Here is a 17253-nt window from a genome sequence, read left to right as displayed (position 1 = left end):
GTCCCTTGTCAGTTCTTCGTCTTGTGTTTGCCTTTCGTGAGGCCCCTGCCGTGACCGGCGCTCTGACCATGATTCGGCGGGGGTCCGGGTTCGTGACCGGGATCCGCTGGTTGTGCGACGGTCGCTGCCCGGTCAGGAGCCGAGGAAGGGTCTGCGGGAGGTGTGGTCGTGGACCGGTGGGCCCAACCGGTCGTGCGAGCGGGCGATGTCGGTGTCTGCCTCGTGGCTGATGACGTGGCCGACGCGGGACGGTGGTCCACCGCGTCGGGAGTGTGACGCCCGCCGTCCGTGGCCGCCAGAACGATGCCCGTCGTGCCGATCACCGCGAGCGCGCTCGTAGCCGCCAGGGCGAGCGGCAGACGTCGCCGCCGCACCGGGGCGCTTTGTGGCGGGTCGGTGTCGGCGCCGTCTGCCCGAGGGGTCTTCGCCTCGTGTGCGGTGGAGGGCGGGGGCATCCACGTGTCCGGGGCCGAGCGGAAGAGTGCGACGCAATCTGCGGCAACGGGTCGCGACCGCGGGTCGGAGCGTGTCATCGCCTCCAGGATCGGCCTCAGGGGCTCGGGCAGGTCCTCCCCGATCTCCGGCGATCGCATCAGCCGGGCGTATCCGGCTTCCGGCAGAGCGCCCTGGAATTCCCGCGCGCCCTTGAGGCATTCCAGCAGAACGAGCCCCAACGCGTAGACGTCGGAGGCGGGTCCCGAGCCGTTGCCGAGGATCTGTTCGGGGGCCATATAGGCCACGGTGCCCACGAGCGTGCCCGCTTCGGCGCGGGTGGGTTCATCGATGGAGCGGGACACGCCGAAGTCGGCGAGAAAGGGTTCGCCGTCGGCGTTCAGGAGGACGTTGGACAGCTTCATGTCGCGGTGCACCACGTCTGCGGCATGCACATGCGCCAGTGCCGACGACAGCCGGCTGCCGAGCTGTACGACGTCGTCGTACCTCAGCGGACCGGCCGCTATCCGCTCGCGCAGGGTGGTGCCGGCGATGTGGTCCATGACCAGGTAGCTCCCCTGTGCGTCCCGGCCGGCGTCGTAGACGGTCACCAGGTTCGGATGCCGCAGCCGGGCCAGCAGGACGCCCTCCTCGCGGAAACGGTCCTCGGTCACGGTCCGATCCCCCGCAGTGACCCACACGGGCTCACCCGCGACTCAGCGGGGTGCGTACCTCTTGTCATGTACGCGCGGCTCCCTCTATGGTCCGGTGAGGGAGTCCATGGGAGCGCTCCCATGACTCTCGCTGGCTTCTCCCCCCACCTCGGCATGTCGAAGGGACACCATGAAGACGCTTCAGCGAGCCTTCCGGTCGACCCGTACCGCCGTGTTGGCGACCCTGGCGGCACTCGCCCTGGTCGTCGGCGGCCTGGTCACACTGACCGCCGCCCCCGCCGCCCAGGCCGACACCCAGATCTGCGACCAGTACGGCTCGACCACCATCGAAGGCCGCTACGTGGTCCAGAACAACCGCTGGGGTACCACCGCGACCCAGTGCATCAACGTCACCAGCACCGGCTTCCAGATCACCCAGGCCGACGGCACCGCGACCGGCGGTGCCCCCAAGTCCTACCCGTCCGTCTTCAACGGCTGCCACTACACCAACTGCTCGCCCGGCACCAACCTGCCCGCGCAGCTCAGCGCGATCGGCACGGCGCCGACCAGCGTCTCGTTCACATACGTCGGCAATGCCGTCTACGACGCCTCGTACGACATCTGGCTCGACCCGACGGCTCGCAAGGACGGCGTCAACAAGACGGAGATCATGGTCTGGTACAACCACACCAGCCCGGTCCAGCCGGTGGGCTCCCGCGTCGGCACCACGAACGTCGCCGGACGCAGTTGGGACGTGTGGACCGGCAACAACGGGTCCAACGACGTGATCTCCTTCGTCGCGCCCTCGGCGATCGGCAGCTGGAGCTTCGACGTCAAGGCGTTCGCCAACGAGGCGATCAGCCGGGGCCTCGCTCAGAACTCCTGGTACCTCACCAGCGTGCAGGCCGGCTTCGAACCCTGGCAGAACGGAGTCGGGCTGGCGGTGTCGTCCTTCTCGTCCTCGGTGAACCTCGGCGCAGGCAGCTCCGGTGGCTCGAACAGCGGTGGCACCAGCGGCGGCGGCACCGGCGGCACGGGCTCCGCATCGTGCAAGGTCGCCTTCACCCCGCAGACCTGGAGCGGTGGCTACACCGCCGACGTCACGGTGACCAATACCGGCTCCACGGCCGTCAACGGCTGGAAGGCCGGCTTCAAGCTGCCCACCGGCCAGACCGTCACGAGCGCCTGGAACGCCACGATCAGCCCCAGCTCCGGCTCGGTGACCGCGTCCAACCTCTCCTTCAACGCCCAGATCCCGGCCGGCGGCAGCCAGTCCTTCGGCTTCCAGGGCACCTACTCCGGCACCTTCTCCCCGCCCACCGGCTTCACCCTCAATGGCACCGCCTGCTCCTGACCGTCTCCTCGCCCGGTTCCGGGTTCGCACACCGATGGGAGGCGGTCGTCGGCGTGCCGGGGACGGTGAGTGCCTGGCGGCTGTCGTCTGCGTGGCCTTGATGGTCGCGACCATTCAGTAAGGCACGGCCTTCCGCACCGCAAGGACCCGCTGACGCCCTACCGGGTGCGGTGACCTACGACCTCGGGTCACCGCACCCGATTGATCATCCGGCATGGTCAGGCGGCACGATGGGACTCGTGGAGGGTTTCTCCGAGCGGATCTCGTCGGCGGACATCGAGACGTCCGATCCCGGCTGGGCTCATTGTTTGGGTGGGGGAGCGCTCGCGATGGAGCGGCTTGGCCGAGAGCCTGGTGGAGCCGATGCCGTAGCGCGGTCGGCACAAGCGCGCAGCGGGCGGTCCTGGCACGAGCTGCACAGCCGCGCTCCGGGGCGGTCGGTGGTCGGCGGCGGTCGGCGTCGAGGTGCTCAGCGCAGCAGCCGGTCCAGGAATGGGGTGCTGAACACGTGGTGCGGGTCGAGCCGGTCCAGTGTGGCGACCGCCTCGTCCCAGCCCGGCCCGCCGCCGGCCCGCTGAGTGTCCGGGATGACCCTGCCGAGTACGTCCGGATCGGCCCAGGCCGCGGTCTCGGTGTAGGCCCAGCCTTTGGACCACTCCACCCGTACCGTCGCGCGCGGCCCCTCCAGGACTGTCAGCAGGAACTGCTCGATGTCACGGTAGAAACGGTGCAGGGCGGGGGTCGTCGGCAGGGACAGGATGTCGATCCATACGACGGTGTCGAAGTCGGGCCGGTCGGGGCGAGGGCGCAGTGCGGACAGCAGGGGGGCCTGCGCTCCGGGTACTGCGCAGACCGCCGGGTCCTCCAGCCCGGTCACCCGGATCTCGACCTGGCCGTTGACGGGGAACTCCCCGCGGGCCGCGTAGGTGTCGAGCAGGCCGGAGTAATGGGCGGCGAACTGGCTGACCACCCATTGGAGATCGGCCCGGCCGGTGAGTACCGCGTACCCGTTCGCGGTCTCGCGCAGCGTCGTCGGCCGAATGTATTCCAGCAGGTTCCGCGAGGCGCCCCACAGGTCCGACCGCAGGCCGCCCGCCAGTAGGTGGGTGAGGACATCGGCGGTCAGTATGTCGCGGACGAGGGTGCCGGAGAGAAGGACGTCGGTGATGTCGCCGGTGAGCGCGACCTTGGCGAGCAGGTACTGGACCTGCCCGAACAGCGGGGCGCTCGCCCACGCCCCGGCGACCAGGTCGCCGGCCAGCCGGGCCACCGGTTCGGGGATGTTGTCCGAGAAGGGGTAGTTGTACGGTTCGGAGACCTCGCGGGAGGCGAGGGGCCGGTTCGGAGTGACGCTCCAGGTCTTCAGCCACGGCTTGTCGGTGAAGGCGAACCAGATCACCTCCGCCCGGCCGGTGGCGTCCACGAAGCCGGCCAGTGTCCTGGCGGCGGCGGGAGCGCCGGGGGCGGCGAACAGCTCGGTCGCGGGGATGTCCAGCAGGGAGACGCAGCGCAGGTTGCTGTCGGCGCCGACCTGGAGGACCGCCTCGGTGACGAACGCGCGGCCGAGGTGGGTCAGCAGGGCGGCGCAGTCGGGGTCGGCGCGGCCGACGGTCCGCAGTACGTAGCGGTTCGCGCCGGCGTCCCAGACGACGGCGGTGAGCTCGGTGACGAGGTTGCTGAGCGAGCCGTACCCATGGCCGGCCGGCGGGGTTTCGCCGACGGCTCGGACCGCCGTGCCGTGTGCGTCGATCGCGAGGGCGCCTCCCACCGACAGGTCGCCGGGCGCGGGCGCCGCGGTCACGCCGTAGCCGCTGCCGCCCGCGAAGGCGAGCAGGGATTCCAGGGAGGCGCCGGCCTGTGCCCGGACCCGGGCTGTGCCGTTCGCGGCCTGCGAGGCGAAGGACAGCGCGGTGAGGTGGGCGGTGGTGTCGAGCAGGATCACCTGTGTGGCGGCGGGCGTCGCGTCGGCGACGGTGAGCGGCGCCCAGCCGTGCCGGTGGCCCTGGGCCCGGGCCGTCCAGCCCGCGGCATACGCCCAGTTGACGACGTCGACTACCTCCTGCGGGGTGCGCGGAGCGCAGGTCCACAGCTCGTCGGTGCGGATCTCGCCCGCCCAGTTCTCGTAGATCCCCTGGTGGAGTTCGCAGCCGCCGGGGAAGCCGGGCGGAGCGGGCGAACTGGCGTAGGCGCTGTCCGGCCGGGCCGTACCCCGCAGCAGCCAGGCGGCTCCGCCGAGAGCCGCCGACGAGGCGAGTACCCGGCGCCGCGACATGCCACCACCCTGCCGGACCGCGCCCGGCTCCGGCTCCGGCTCCGCTGTCCGATACCGTTCCGGGTCCACTGGGCGGTCCGCCATCACGCGCCTCCTCTGTCGGGCCGGTGCGTGCGGCCCGGTGCAGCTCGCACGCTACACATCGCGGCACGGGCTTCGGGGCGGATCGGACGAAGCCAGATCCGAGGACGGACGACCGCGTGGAACAAGGTCCGGCCTGTCGGGGCGGGACCCTGACAGGGAAGAGGTGGCGGCGGTCCCGGATGACGGTGCGGTCGAGGAGTTCGCGGCGGCAGGTCCGCACCCGCCTCCAGCCTTGGGCCGGGAGGTGCCCCCTGTTCCACGATCGAGTTCATGCGTGGGATGCGCACGCCGCTGAGCACGGTCTCGATGCCGGCGTCGGCGAGGATGGTGTCGAAGAGGGCTAGGAGGTCCGCCCATGTGGTGGAGGCCAGCTCGGGTGCCCAGTCGGTGCCGGCTTCTTTGAGGATCTCCCGGACGGTGGAGGCGGCCACTTTCAGGTCCAGGACGAGGAGTTCACCGTTGATGCGCCGATATCCCCATCCGGGATTCTCTCGGCCGGGGAACCGGAACGGCAATGTCAGGCGGCCGAAGCCGAGGCCGAACAGCGCGCCCGGCTTGCAACGTGCCCCTGCGCCGAACATCTGCCGGAAGACTCCGCGATGCCCCGCGCGGCCTACCCCGCTCCGAACCGGCGCGACCGCCGCGCTTCGTGGCTGTGCGCGTCGGGCGACCGAGTTCGGGTCGGTCGAGGGAGGCCAGCGGCAGGTCCGCCGCCCGCCGGCGCCGAGGCCGTTGTGGACCCGGACCTGCCGGAGCCGGACCTGTCCGGTCTGGTCGACGCGTCGAAAGCTGTCTTCGACCAGCCGCAGCAGTCCAGCGTGCTGAGGTCCGTGACGGGGGCTGACGCCGAACAACCGTCCGGAGTTTCAGGGGTGGGCGGCGGCCGTGCCGTCGGGGTCGTCGGGTCCGCCGCATATGCCAACTCGTCTCGTTCACCGCGTTGTTGCGGCGTCGCCGGGTAGCCGCAGAAGTAGGGCGCGACTGGGTGCCCGTGGCCGGCTGGGAGATGAGGGCGTGAGCGGGAAAGAGGGTACGGGTAAGGGCTGGCGGGTGCTGGACTCATGGTGGGGCGCGGCGCTGTTCGCCGCGGTGCTGTGGCTGGTGTTCGGTCTGCTGTCGCATCGCGGGGCGGCTTCGGCGGGCGTCTCGGCGGTGGTCTACGGCGGCTTCATGGCCGTTTCCGCCGGGATGGGCCGGCGCCGGGTGAGCCGGGCGACCGGGGTGGAGGTGGACGATCTGCCGCGGCTGTCGCGGCAGGCGCGGCGCGGTGAGCTGCCGCAGGATCCGGAGCAGCGCCGGCAGATGCGACGGCTGGTGCGGTGGCAGCTCGGCCGGATGCACGACATGCGGCGGGCGGTTCTCGCTTTCGGGCTGCTGTTCCTCGTTTTCGCGGCCAATACGGTTTTGTGGTTCGTCACCGGCCATGGGGTCGCGGGTCTGTGCTGGCTGGTCGGCGGCCTGGCGATGCTGGCCCTGATCTGGTGGAACCGCCGCCGCACGGAGTCGCGCCTGACCCGTACGGACCGCCGGCTGAGCGTCCTCGACCACGGGCAGCCGGCCTGAGCGGCGCGGTGCCACAGGCGAGAGGGTCGACGCTGGGGGTCAAGGGGTCGCATCCCGGGGCCGCGTGGGCGAGCAGGTGGCCGTAGAGGTTGACGGTCGTGAAGAGCGTCGAATGCCGCAGGGTCTTGGAGACCACAGCGAATGGGACGCGTGAGCTGATCATGATGGTGGCCGCGCTGTGCCGCAGGTCGTGCACCCCGATCCGGGACAGATCGAGTTCGGCGGAGCGTCGGCACAGTTCGACCAGTACGCATTGCGGCCGGAGCGGGGAGCCGTCCTCGCGGGAGAACACCAGCCCGTCGAGCGCTGCTCCGTGGGGCAGGTGGGCGTGGGCGTGCGCCTGCCGGCCGGCCAGGGCGGACACGACAGGGGATGAGAGGCTGACCCGGTTGCGGCTGGCTTTGGTCTCCGGCCGTCCGACGGAGAGCTGGTTGTTGTCGACGGCGGTGAGGTTCCACCGCACGAGTAGGACCTTCTCGGCCAGGTGCACGTCCGTCCAGTGCAGGCCGAGTCCTTCGCCGCGGCGCGTGCCGGTGCCCAGCAGCACCTCGAACAGGTCGGCGAGTCGGTCGTTGTAGTGGGTGTGGTTGTGGCGCAGGAAGGCTGCTGCCTGGCCGGGGTTCCAGCAGATCCGCTCGCCGGCTGCCGGGCGGGGGATGAGCGAGTACCGGCAGGGGTGTCGGTGATGAGCCGGGTGCGTACCGCGGCCCCCAGCGCACTGGACAGGGTGGCGCCGGCGCGGCAGACGGCCATGCGTCCGCGGCCGCTGGCCAGTTCACGGTCGGACCACGCCGTGATGTGCCGGGGCCGCGGATCGGTCAGGCACATCGGCCCGAACGCGGGGATCAGGTCCCGGCGCACATGGTCGCGATAGCGGTTGTAGGTGGTGGGACGCAGCGGTTCCTGCTTCGCGCGCGCAGCCAGTCGGTGGGATAGGTGGCGACCGTGAGATCGCTGTCCGCGATACCCGCGCGCTGATCGATGGCCTGCACGAGCTGGTCCGAGGCGCGTACAGGCCCGTCCGGAACTGTGCGAAGTACCCTGAGGTCGTCTGGTTGGGAGATATCCCGAACGGGGTGCTTCCTGCCCCGGCTGGAACCGAGCAGCAGGTTCTGGTGGCCCGCCACAGACCCGCGAGCGAGTCGCCAATCCGGTGACGCGCTCCGGACCGCCTACCTTGGCATCCTCGGTCGGGGAGCGCTCGCCGACTTCACGGCCAGCGTCGCCGTGTACATCCGCATGGGCGTCGCCCGCATCCGGCGTCGCTGCGCATCGAGTTCATCGGACCGGCTGGGCTGTCCGCCCTCAACAAGGTCGTCCTCCGAATACGCGACGACGGATACGACCGGCGCGGCAGATCGACACCGTCCGCCCAGGTTGTCTCACGCATGTTCCTGAGGCCAAGTTGCGCGACAGGATCGGCCTGGTTGGCGCCATGGACCGTGATCCACGAGAGCCAGCATGCACGCATCGCCAAGGGCGTGTCGGAGGATCCACGACCGCCACCATAGTCAGGCTGCGAGTGAGACCAGAGAGCCGGGCACCTGACCGTACGAGATCGTCTGAGACAGGGCCAGATCGCCTGAGACGGAACCAAACGCAGTGCGAGGCCTGTGGAACACCCTCGACAATGTCCTGTGCCACTGATCCTTGACCGATTGTCACTGAAGCCGGTTGCGCGGCAGAAGGCTCCTTCACCAAGGGCGCGTGATGGTGTCGGTGTCCAGTGTGACCGAGTCGGCGATGGCGAGAGCCTGGCCGTCGACCGTTACGCCGGCGTTCACGGTGATCGAGATCTGGGCCAGGATCCTGCCGGCGAAGTCGGTATCAGTGCCCAGTGTGGCCGAACTACCGATCAACCAGATGACATTCCTGGCTGTGGCGCCGTTGATGAGGAGCACCTGGCTCGCGGTCGCCGTCGTCAGGGTCGACCCGATTTGGAAGATCCAGTCGGCGTTGCGGTCGCCCTCGGCATCCAGCGTGAGCGTGCCGGTGAGCCCGATGGACGAGGCGGCGTTGTAGACGCCGGGGGGCAGCGTCTGGCCGCCGAGGTCTCCGCTGATGCTGGTGTCCGGGATCTGGCCGGCGGCGTTGTCGTACGTCGTGATCAGGTCGGCATGGGCTGCGACCGCGGCGGCGTCCGAGGTATGGATGATTCCGTTGACCTGGCCGGGTGGGAATCCGGTGATGGACACCCCCGGGCTTACTCCGAGATCTCCGGTGACCTTCGACAGACCGGTGTTGGTGACCGACGCTCCGCCCAGGACCGCGAAGAGCCCTAGATAGGTGTAGGCGCCCGAAGCGGTTGTGGTGCCACCGAGGGTGGTCACGGAGACGTCGGCCGGGCCGAGCGCTCCGGCTGGCACCACGGCGTCGATCTGGGTGTCGGAGGCGACCCGGAAGGCGATGACGGGTGTGCCGTCGAAGGTGACACTGGTGGTGTAGGAGAACGCGGTCCCAGTGATGACAACGAGATTGCCGCCGTCCGCGGGTCCCGAGTCGAGAGTGATGACGGTGACGGAAGGCGAGTCGAGATAGGTGTAGGTGATCCCGCTGCGAATTCCGCCTCTGGTGCGCACGGTGACCCCTACCGGACCCGCGGAGGCCGCCGCTGGAACGGTCACGGTGAGCTGGCCGTCCGAGTCGACGGTGAACACGGCGTTGTGCGCACCGAATCTGACCTCGCTGGTGGTGGTAAGGCCGAGACCGGTGAAGATCACCGTGTTGCCGCCTCCGACAGGGCCCGCGGGAGGCGGGTTGATGCGGAAGGAGGGCGGCGGCAGGTAGAAGAAACTGCCCAGAGTCCCCGTTCCGCCGGCGGTTGTGACGGAGACCGGGACGACGCCGGAACCGGAGGGGGTGATGGTGTTCGTCGTGGTGTCGCTGACGACCATGAAGCTCGTGGCCTGACGGGGGCCGTAGTGCACGGCGGTGGTGCCGGTGAAGTGGCTGCCGGTGAGGATCACGGCGTCGCCCCCGCCGGTGGATCCTTGGTTCGGAGAGACTGGCATAGGGGCTCCCTGAGTCCATCGCCGACGGACGGGGCGCGTCTCGAACCAGCTCTTCCTTCGACGACATAGCGGTGCGAATACATCAAGTAGCCCACTGGTGTAAACCGGTGTCAATAGCTCAAGGACCCCATGTCGCCCGCAGCAGAGGCGCGTTCGGCCCTTCGCGTCAATCAGCAGCACCGGCCCACCGCCCGACATCGGCCTTGGCCCGCAGCTTGCGGAGCTGGTGCCAGTAGGCCAAGCGCCGCAGGATCTATCCGTGTTCGGGGTCCGCGGTCGCTGCGAGGCGTTCGGCCAGCCAACGTTGGAAGAGCAGAAGCCGGCGATCCTGTCGGGGCAGGACGCCGCATTCCATGCGCAGGTCGCGCAGGTAGGCGGCAGTCCGCCCGTGCGAACCTGCTGCATCGCCTCGTGGGTGACGGCGATGTGGCCCCTGGTGAGGTCTCGCAGCAGCGCGGGGACCCGCGGGTTGTTCGGCCAGATGAGGCGGCCCTTGGGGCGGTCCATTCCTACCAGTAGGTCGTGCAGCGGGAGGAGGCGCGAGCTGGGGCGGCCGGTGCCGTCGTCCAGGATGTCGGTGAGCCTGTTGGAGAGGGTGCAGCGTTCGCAGAGTCGGCCGCATGGCTCGCTCCAGGCAGGTGCGACAGATCGGTCCATCGGGGTCCGTTCGGGTGCCGGTGGGACGCCGGCGTCCCGGGTCCTGGCCATGCGGAACTCAGGGGGCAAATCCGGCGCATTTCAGCCTCCCCCGGGAAAAGCGGAATACCTGCATCCAGTAAATCCGACTCCGTCGGACCCGGGCGCATCCGGGTTTCCAGCGGCGGTTTGCGGCTGCGGGTGCCTGTCCGAGCGCGAGTATACGCACAGTCGAAATCACGGTGAATTGGGCGCCAACTACCCAACGGCGGATCGGGGATGGCCCTAGCATGATCGTGCAGTTCGCGGTAAAGCATCGGTATACACAGCGAATGGACCATTGTCTGAAATGTCCACAAAAAAAATACTTCGATGGATCTTGGCGGTCGCTGCCACCGTCCTATTCACGGTGTCCTCCAGCGGCGCGGCCAGAGCGGACGCCGAAGCGCTGAACCTCATCAACCTGACTACGGGCAGATGCATGGCCGTGCCTGCTTCCAGTGAGGCGCCTGGTACCCAAATCGCCGAATGGCAGTGCAGTAGCAATCGGGATCAGGACTGGGAACTGAACCTGATCGCCGGAACCGCCGACCACTTCCAGATCCGCAACGCCAACAGCGACCTGTGCCTCGCCATGCCCGGATCCAGCAAGCTTGACGGTGAGCAGGCCATCCAGTGGACCTGCGAGGACGACCACGCCGAGCAGACCTGGACCATGGACAGCTGGGGTCGGCTGTGGAACTTGAACTCCCAAAGATGCCTGGCAGTCCCCAACTCCGACGCCACCAATAACACCCCCATCATCCAGTGGCCCTGTACCGACAACTACAACGAACGGTGGCTGTGGACCGGTGACTCCACCGCGGCCACCTACGCCCGCCTGTTCAACCAGGGCACCGGATACTGCTTGGCCTATCCCAATCAGGCCCAGGTCTCCGGCGTCACGATGATCCAGTGGGACTGCAGCTACAGCGAGACCAATTTCTGGGGCTTGATCTCGCAGCCCGGCGGCGGATTCCATGTGGTCAACCAGGCCACAGACGAATGCCTGGCCCTCGGAGGTGCCAGTACGAGTGACGGTTCCGAGGTAATCCAGTGGCCATGCGGCGACGGAGCCGAACAGGTCTGGTATCACGACGGTTACCAGCTCATCAACGAAAACAGCAACAAGTGCCTGACCATCCCATCGTTGAACAACGCCGCGAAGGCGATCCAGGAAACCTGCTCCGGAGCAAAGGACCAGCAATGGCTGTGGTGACCCGTGGGCGCGTTTGGCCGGCACCCCTGATCGTGCTGGTTCTCGCCGTACTGACCAGCCTGCTCGTACCACGTCTTGCCACCGGGTCCACCCCGGCCCCCACCTCGGCGAACGCCGCTACTTCCGACTCGTCGACTTCGTACGCGCACAACTTCACCAAGGTGACGACCGCCTACACGGACACGGTCAGCCACGGTGACGGCACCCGGGTTCCCGACATCATCAGCACCAGCGCGGACGACGCGGTGGTGGTCTGGCGGGAGGGCATCGTCCCCGGCCATGTCGACCAGGGCTACATCCGCTACTCCTACACCACGAACGCCGGCACCGGCTGGAGCCAACCCCAGATGCTCGTCCAGGAGACGGACGACATGACCTGGAACAACGTCGCCCTCTTCCATACGGGCAACCAGATCTTCGCCTACGTCACGGGCGCCCCCGCCAGTGCCGCATCACACGGGGGTGACCATGCGAGCGCCGTCGTCGTCAAGCGCAGCACCGACGAAGGGCACTCATGGTCCACCTACGCCACAAACTTGGATGACATCGCGAAAAGGGTCAAGACAAACATCGCCTTCTCCGGCCACCCCATCCAGCTGGGGCCGAACAGCTACGCCATGCCGTACTGGGCCAGCGGGCGCGAGAACGGGACACTGATCTCCAGCGATCTGTCGACCTGGACGCCGAATACGACAGCCGCGGCAACAGGGGGCCTGCTACCGGGGGAGAACCAGATCGCCGTCTCCCAGGACGACAGCGGCAACGGTAAAAGCCTCGTCATGGTCGCTCGCGCCAGCGGAAACGCGGCAGTGGCGACGAGTTCGGACGGCGGACACACCTGGGGCCAGTTCAGGGACGACGACCCCGGCATGCCCCTGCCGAGCAGCAACATCGCGAAGGATTTCTTCGCCAAGGACAGCAACGGGCAGTACCTCTACATCTACAATCCCGCAACGGAGCAGGCGAATCGCAGCGAACTCGCCTACAAGGTGAAACCCGCAGGCGGGTCCTGGGGCCCCCAGACCTTCCTCCTCGACACGGTGCTGGGCGACGACCCCGAGCAGCCCTCGCCGCCCGGCGGTGCGGGCTGGGACACGTACCCGATGGCCTCGGAGTACGCCCCGGGCAAGTTCTACGTCGTTTGGGAAGCCGACACCATGCACATCATGGTGGGGAAGCTCGACGTCTCCGGAACCGCCTGAGTCGTTGGCGTCGTTCCGGCCATGAGGGAGCTGCTTCGAACCGGGGTTCCCGATCCGCTGGCCGCGGTGGGTTCGGTGCACAGAGGCGGGGCCTTCTGAACAGCTCGTCGGTGTCGAATCACCGAGCAAAGTCAGGAGGCCCCGGCGTCGGAGTGTTCCGTGACCTGGTCAGCGGCACTGATCCTCGTCAAGTGGCCCGGCGGTACTGGTTCGTGACCGCCGCGAAGACCTCGGGAAAGGCCCGGGTGCCGAAGCTGCGGTCGTGGCTGCGGATGAGTTCCAGAAGGAAGCTCCGCAGAGTGGCCGTGATGTCGGCGCGGCCGAGCGTTTGCAGGTGCTCGCGAGCGTCGGCGTAGTGGCGCTCGGCAATGGCCGTGGTGATGACCTCGGCGATGCGGTCGTCGAGGGTGCCGCAGACAGCGACAAGGGATTCGATGATCTTGTGATCACCGAGTGCGCAGGCGTGCTGGACGGCGACACGGAGTTCGCGTCGCCACCACACAGGGACGTCGCCGTGGAATTCACCGGTCGAGAGTGCCGCGAGGTAGTCGAGGAGATTGGCCCCGGCCCGGTGCGGGTCCACGGGGCCGAGGCGCGCGAGGTAGTCGCAGACGATCAGGAACCGCCTGCCCTCGACGAAGACCTCCTCCCCTTCGACCTCGTAGAGCCCGAGCGTCCGCACCACAGGCCAGTGGCCGGTGGCGGCTTCGGTGCGGGTACCGAGGATGTAGAGCATCGCCCAGGCCGACGCGACGGCGACCGAGATGTCGGTCAGGAGTCCGAGTGGACGTACCACCGGCCTGTCGGCACCGGGCCGGACCTCGATGAACCTCCCGAGGTAGTCGAGTTGGGCAGAGACATCCCCGGCGGGAGTCTGCTGCCAGAGTGCTTGGATGAGCTGAACGAGTGTCTTCGGGTCGTCGACGTCGTCGAGGACGGCACGCAGTTCGGGCCAGGCCATCTCCGTATCGATTTTGGCCATGAGCCCGGCGAGGAACCGGCTGCCTCGGTGCCTCGACTCATCGGTGCCTGCCATCAGCTCACGGGCGTGGGCCAGGAGCGAGGGACCGTACCTGTCCACACGTCCATCGCGTCGATCGGCGGACTTGACGATCTTCTCCAGGTCCGCCGTCCGCCCGGTTCGGGTGCCGATGGACACCATGGCGTCGAAGACCTCATCGCTTTGGGGCATGTGCGCGGTTCGAGTGGAGAAGAGCGCGTCGAGCTGAGGTGTCGAAAGCGTCTGCGGGGTGCGGCTCACCTCTGCCAGCAGTCGCTGAGCTGTGGGGTGCCCGTGATCGGCCGCGGCCGACGCTAGCCGCAGGAGGCGGTGGTCGGCCTTCCAGTCCTGGGTTTCGAGATGTGGCGGCAGGAATCGGGCTATGCCCGTACCGGGGAGACGGGTTTGAGCGAGCAGGTCGAGCAGCAGCTGCTGGCGCTCGTCGATCCTGCCCTTCTGCGCGGCGTACCCGATGGTCGCGAGTGAGGACCTGGCGACAGTCTCCAGGACAGCGGTGGCCTGTGATCCGGAGGCGAGGATGCCGCGGAGCACGCTCTGGCACACGACGTCGCGCACACGAGGGTCCGACGCGTCGAGCAGGGCCTCGATGGCGACGCGGACGCAGCGGTCGTCGTCCGTGGTGACGACGAAGGCGCCGATGGCGTGCAGCGTCGCCTCGTCCCGCAGTGTGAGCGCGGCAGGGCCGGGGTTCACGGCGATCGCGAGGAAATCCGCCCAGGGCTCGGCACGGTGCCAGGTGCCCGCCCGGTGCCATTCGGCGGCGATGACCTTCCCGAACCCGGCCGCGACGGTGTGGTTCGGCGGCCCCTCGGTGTCAAGGGCCCGGACGATCTCGGCCAGCAGGTGGTCGTCGCCGATGGAGGACCACTGACGTGCGAGGTACTCCAGCTCGACGCATTCCCGGTCGTCACTGTTCATGAGCATGGCGACGAGCGTGGACCGTACGAGAAGGCGCGCCTGCGCCGAGATCGTATGGAGGATCCCGAGAAAACCGCGCCGCATCGCGGGGGTGACGGTGGTTCCCGCGAACGTGTGGAGCGGCTCCAGGCTGTCGACTGCCGCGGCCACGTCTCGCGGTGTGCGCAGGGCGAGACGGCCGAACGCGTCGAGCACCGCGGTACGGACATCCGACGCGTTCGTGGACTGCCAGATACGCAAGAGCTGGCTGATGGTCTCCCCCGCCGGCTTGCCGGCGATGGTGGGCAGAATTCTCGTCGTGCGCTCCAGCGCGGATGCCCCGGCTGTTCGCAGCGTGTTGGTGGCGCCATCAAGAAGCGTCGGATAGTGACCCCAGGCCACAAGCCCGATCGCCTGGACCGCTTCGCTGTCCGAGGTGACCAGAGCGTTGACAGCATCGTGGGCCGCATCCTGGAGAAGCGGGTTGGTACCCGCGAGAATCAGGACCTGTTCGAGAACGGCGCCGACGAACAGGTCACCGCCGTGGTTGGTCGCCCGGGCCGTCAGCGTGCCGATCACGGCTGGATCCGACCGGGCGAGCAGACCCTTTGCGGCGGCGAATTCGAACATGGTCTGGTGGAGAAATCCGACCTGTTCTCCGCCAGGTACGAGCACACCGCGTTCGGTGAGGATCGCGAGCCCTTCCTCGAGCGATGCGGGGTCGTCGGACGATCCAGCCGCCACGGCGGTCGTCTCGCGCAGCGTGGCGGCGGGCAGCCCCGGCAGGCCGGAGGCGAGCAATCCGATGGCTGCGTGGCCGGCCAGGGCGCTCAGATTGCCGGCCGCACGGGCACGCAGGCCGGTCTCGGTATCCGTACGGGCGTCACGGATCACCCGCCGCTGCCAGTAGGCGTCGAAGAGCCGGGTGACGTCGACATCACCGAGTTCGGGCTCGGCGGGCGCCGAGAGGTCGAACAGCATGCGCAGCAGCAGCGGGCTCCGGCAGACCTCGGCGACCGGCAGGCCGCGCGCCGTTGCTTGCCGGACCCGCCTGGTGACCTCGGCGTGAGGAACGTCCGGGCAATAACGGGTCACCAGGGCGGCGACAGCGTGATCCAGCTCGGCGTCGTCGTACGGCTGGAGGTCGTAACGACGCAGATGGTCGTCCGACAGGAGCGCTGCCTCCTGGGGCCTGGTGGAATACAGGCCGGAGAACCCGGCCGTATGGACGGAGTCGAGAAGACGCAACAGCCGCTGGCGCGCCTCTTCGTCGTGAAGCATCAGGTCGGCCGTGTCGAGGAGCAGGACCGGCCTGCTGCCTGCCCGGGCGATCTTTTGCAGCAACCCGGTTAGTTTTTCCGCGGGTTCGTCACTCCGGTCCTGCAGTAACCACGTGGCGGGCAGCAGCAGCGGCTCTGTGTCCGGCTCGGCGGCCAGGCTCCGGTGGAGCGAGCGACCACAGCAATGTGCTCTTGCCCGACCCGGCCTCTCCGACGACCACCCGCGGCCACGGATGACTCGGATTCCTGAGCTGCTCCAGCAGATCGGGTTCGAGAGTGCGCACCACGTGGAGCATGGAATCGACCCGGATGTCGCGCACATAGACGGCAGAGATCGCGAGCAACTCGCGGACCTCCGCGCCGTAGCCGTCTTCTGATACCGACGGGGCGACCGAGGCTCCGCCTGCCCGCACGGACTCAGACCCCGCGGTGAAAGGAAAATCCGGATCGAGAAGAATGAGGGCGAGTCGGCGACGAAGATCTTTCAGGTATGCACGAAGTCTCGCGTCGCTTATGTCAAACCCTATCGCATTCTTTAACGCGTGAAATACTTTGACGTAGCGATCGCCTCCAAGGCCGTCGAACGCTGCATCATCGAAGTCGATGGAATCGACTCTTCCGAGATCCGTCGAACCGGCGAAGTTGAAATAGCGTAGAGCCACCTCTTCATTGGTGATCCGCCGGCTCGGTCTCCATGTCGAATTGCTGGCGAACTGTCCTTCGAGTCGGCCTATCGCCCGCCTGAGCGTTAGCTCAAGCGCATGGACCCGGTCTCCTCGTCGCCACTCAGCGCGAAAGCTCCGTTCCGCGATCTCGCGCAACATGGGGATGGGCAGCGGTTCCTGTGACTTCTGGCCATCCCTGGCAACGTCGCCGAACGCGCCAGGGACCAGTCTGTTCACCATGCTGCCCAATTCGCTCACCAGGCCCTCGACGTTCAGGGCATCGAACGACACCTTCACCTCCACCGGCCAAGTCTGCGGAGGTGCGCCACCGGCCACCCTCTCGCACGTGCTCGGGGCGCACCTACCGGCACTGCGCCTCATCAGGCAGCTGACTGTTGCGGCAGCGCGCGGGGGCTCGTCGAACCAAACGGCCTGCCCGACGAGTCGGGGCGTAACCAAGAGAGTCCGATCATAGGCGGGACCGCCGCTTCGGAGCACCGATACGAGGGAACCGGCGACCGGCTTCCTGTCCTGGTCGAACCACGGGAGTCGGCCGCCCGCTCCCTGGCCTCCAGTGCCACTCCTGGCCCACCGGGTTTCTCCGTGGTGGGCGGGTCATCAATCGCCGCAGACCGGCCCGGGACTTGCCGCTCGACTTGGCGCTCCGGCCAAGAACCGAGATGAGCGCCAAGTCGAGCGGCGGGCCCTATTTACCATCGAAGGCCCTCCGTACTTTTGATTTCAGCGGGGCAATCGCCCGGCAAGAGCATGGGGAAGGGGTACGGATGCAGATTCTGATCGCTATCAATCTTGTCCTTGCGGGCTTCAGCGTCGGGCGCGCATGGCAGTTCGTTCGGGACGCCCGGTCGGCTATGGGAACCGACCGGCGTCGCTGACGAACAAGGCGGCGGCACGGGAACCGATT

At 68.1% G+C, this 17253-nt stretch carries 10 protein-coding genes and 2 pseudogenes; 4 read left to right on the top strand and 8 right to left on the bottom strand.

What is annotated here, in order from left to right; translation table 11 throughout:
- Positions 1-8: 8 nt before the first annotated feature.
- Positions 9-1106: a serine/threonine-protein kinase gene (locus ACFO3J_RS18155; protein ID WP_386430488.1), complete on the bottom strand. Its 1098-nt coding sequence runs from the start codon at positions 1104-1106 to the stop codon at positions 9-11.
- Between the two features lie 169 nt (positions 1107-1275).
- On the opposite strand from ACFO3J_RS18155, the gene ACFO3J_RS18150 reads away from it, so the two are divergent.
- Positions 1276-2439, top strand: a complete 1164-nt coding sequence (locus ACFO3J_RS18150) for a GH12 family glycosyl hydrolase domain-containing protein (protein ID WP_386430487.1) — start codon at positions 1276-1278, stop codon at positions 2437-2439.
- 469 nt (positions 2440-2908) lie between these two features.
- Here the strand turns inward: ACFO3J_RS18150 and ACFO3J_RS18145 are convergent, their stop codons facing one another.
- Positions 2909-4711: a cholesterol oxidase substrate-binding domain-containing protein gene (locus tag ACFO3J_RS18145; RefSeq protein ID WP_386430507.1), complete on the bottom strand. Its 1803-nt coding sequence runs from the start codon at positions 4709-4711 to the stop codon at positions 2909-2911.
- 83 nt (positions 4712-4794) lie between these two features.
- A complete protein-coding gene (locus tag ACFO3J_RS18140) occupies positions 4795-5376 on the bottom strand; it encodes a hypothetical protein (RefSeq protein WP_386430486.1) in 582 nt (193 codons plus the stop codon).
- Between the two features lie 433 nt (positions 5377-5809).
- Between ACFO3J_RS18140 and ACFO3J_RS18135 the strand changes: the two genes are divergently transcribed.
- Complete coding sequence (locus tag ACFO3J_RS18135; protein ID WP_386430485.1) at positions 5810-6358, top strand: hypothetical protein; 549 nt, start codon at positions 5810-5812, stop codon at positions 6356-6358.
- 82 nt (positions 6359-6440) lie between these two features.
- Here the strand turns inward: ACFO3J_RS18135 and ACFO3J_RS18130 are convergent.
- From ACFO3J_RS18130 to ACFO3J_RS18120, 3 genes and pseudogenes are all read right to left on the bottom strand, one after another.
- Positions 6441-6956: pseudogene (locus tag ACFO3J_RS18130) on the bottom strand (site-specific integrase); the annotation flags it as partial.
- A gap of 197 nt (positions 6957-7153) precedes the next feature.
- Positions 7154-7507, bottom strand: a pseudogene (locus tag ACFO3J_RS18125) (tyrosine-type recombinase/integrase); the annotation flags it as partial.
- 545 nt (positions 7508-8052) lie between these two features.
- Entirely contained in the window at positions 8053-9369 is a 1317-nt protein-coding gene (locus tag ACFO3J_RS18120; RefSeq protein ID WP_386430484.1) for an ice-binding family protein, read from the bottom strand.
- A 985-nt stretch (positions 9370-10354) separates the two neighbouring features.
- On the opposite strand from ACFO3J_RS18120, the gene ACFO3J_RS18115 reads away from it, so the two are divergent.
- Both ACFO3J_RS18115 and ACFO3J_RS18110 read left to right on the top strand, forming a co-directional pair.
- On the top strand, positions 10355-11263 hold the full coding sequence (locus ACFO3J_RS18115) for an RICIN domain-containing protein (RefSeq protein ID WP_386430483.1): 909 nt from the start codon (positions 10355-10357) through the stop codon (positions 11261-11263).
- Positions 11251-12465 (top strand): sialidase family protein, encoded by a 1215-nt coding sequence (locus ACFO3J_RS18110; RefSeq protein WP_386430482.1) that lies wholly within the window; start codon positions 11251-11253, stop codon positions 12463-12465. Before ACFO3J_RS18115 ends, ACFO3J_RS18110 begins: the two co-directional genes overlap by 13 nt.
- Positions 12466-12652: 187 nt before the next feature.
- On the opposite strand, the gene ACFO3J_RS18105 is transcribed toward ACFO3J_RS18110, so the two are convergent.
- Entirely contained in the window at positions 12653-15727 is a 3075-nt protein-coding gene (locus tag ACFO3J_RS18105; protein WP_386430481.1) for a hypothetical protein, read from the bottom strand.
- A 25-nt stretch (positions 15728-15752) separates the two neighbouring features.
- A complete protein-coding gene (locus ACFO3J_RS18100; RefSeq protein WP_386430480.1) occupies positions 15753-16631 on the bottom strand; it encodes a hypothetical protein in 879 nt (292 codons plus the stop codon).
- Positions 16632-17253: the final 622 nt, after the last annotated feature.

It is taken from the genome of Streptomyces polygonati, assembly GCF_042650325.1.
Taxonomy (GTDB): domain Bacteria; phylum Actinomycetota; class Actinomycetes; order Streptomycetales; family Streptomycetaceae; genus Actinacidiphila; species Actinacidiphila polygonati.
Note: the sequence above shows the minus strand (reverse complement) of the source record. Positions and strands in the feature narration are given on the sequence as shown.

What these genes read in the sequence shown, in the direction of transcription:
- ACFO3J_RS18110 (WP_386430482.1), top strand. Translation starts at nt 11,251, where the DNA reads ATGGCTGTGGTGACCCGTGGGCGCGTTTGGCCGGCACCCCTGATCGTG.
- ACFO3J_RS18120 (WP_386430484.1), bottom strand. Translation starts at nt 9,369, where the DNA reads ATGCCAGTCTCTCCGAACCAAGGATCCACCGGCGGGGGCGACGCCGTG.
- ACFO3J_RS18145 (WP_386430507.1), bottom strand. Translation starts at nt 4,711, where the DNA reads ATGTCGCGGCGCCGGGTACTCGCCTCGTCGGCGGCTCTCGGCGGAGCC.
- ACFO3J_RS18150 (WP_386430487.1), top strand. Translation starts at nt 1,276, where the DNA reads ATGAAGACGCTTCAGCGAGCCTTCCGGTCGACCCGTACCGCCGTGTTG.
- ACFO3J_RS18140 (WP_386430486.1), bottom strand. Translation starts at nt 5,376, where the DNA reads ATGTTCGGCGCAGGGGCACGTTGCAAGCCGGGCGCGCTGTTCGGCCTC.
- ACFO3J_RS18115 (WP_386430483.1), top strand. Translation starts at nt 10,355, where the DNA reads ATGTCCACAAAAAAAATACTTCGATGGATCTTGGCGGTCGCTGCCACC.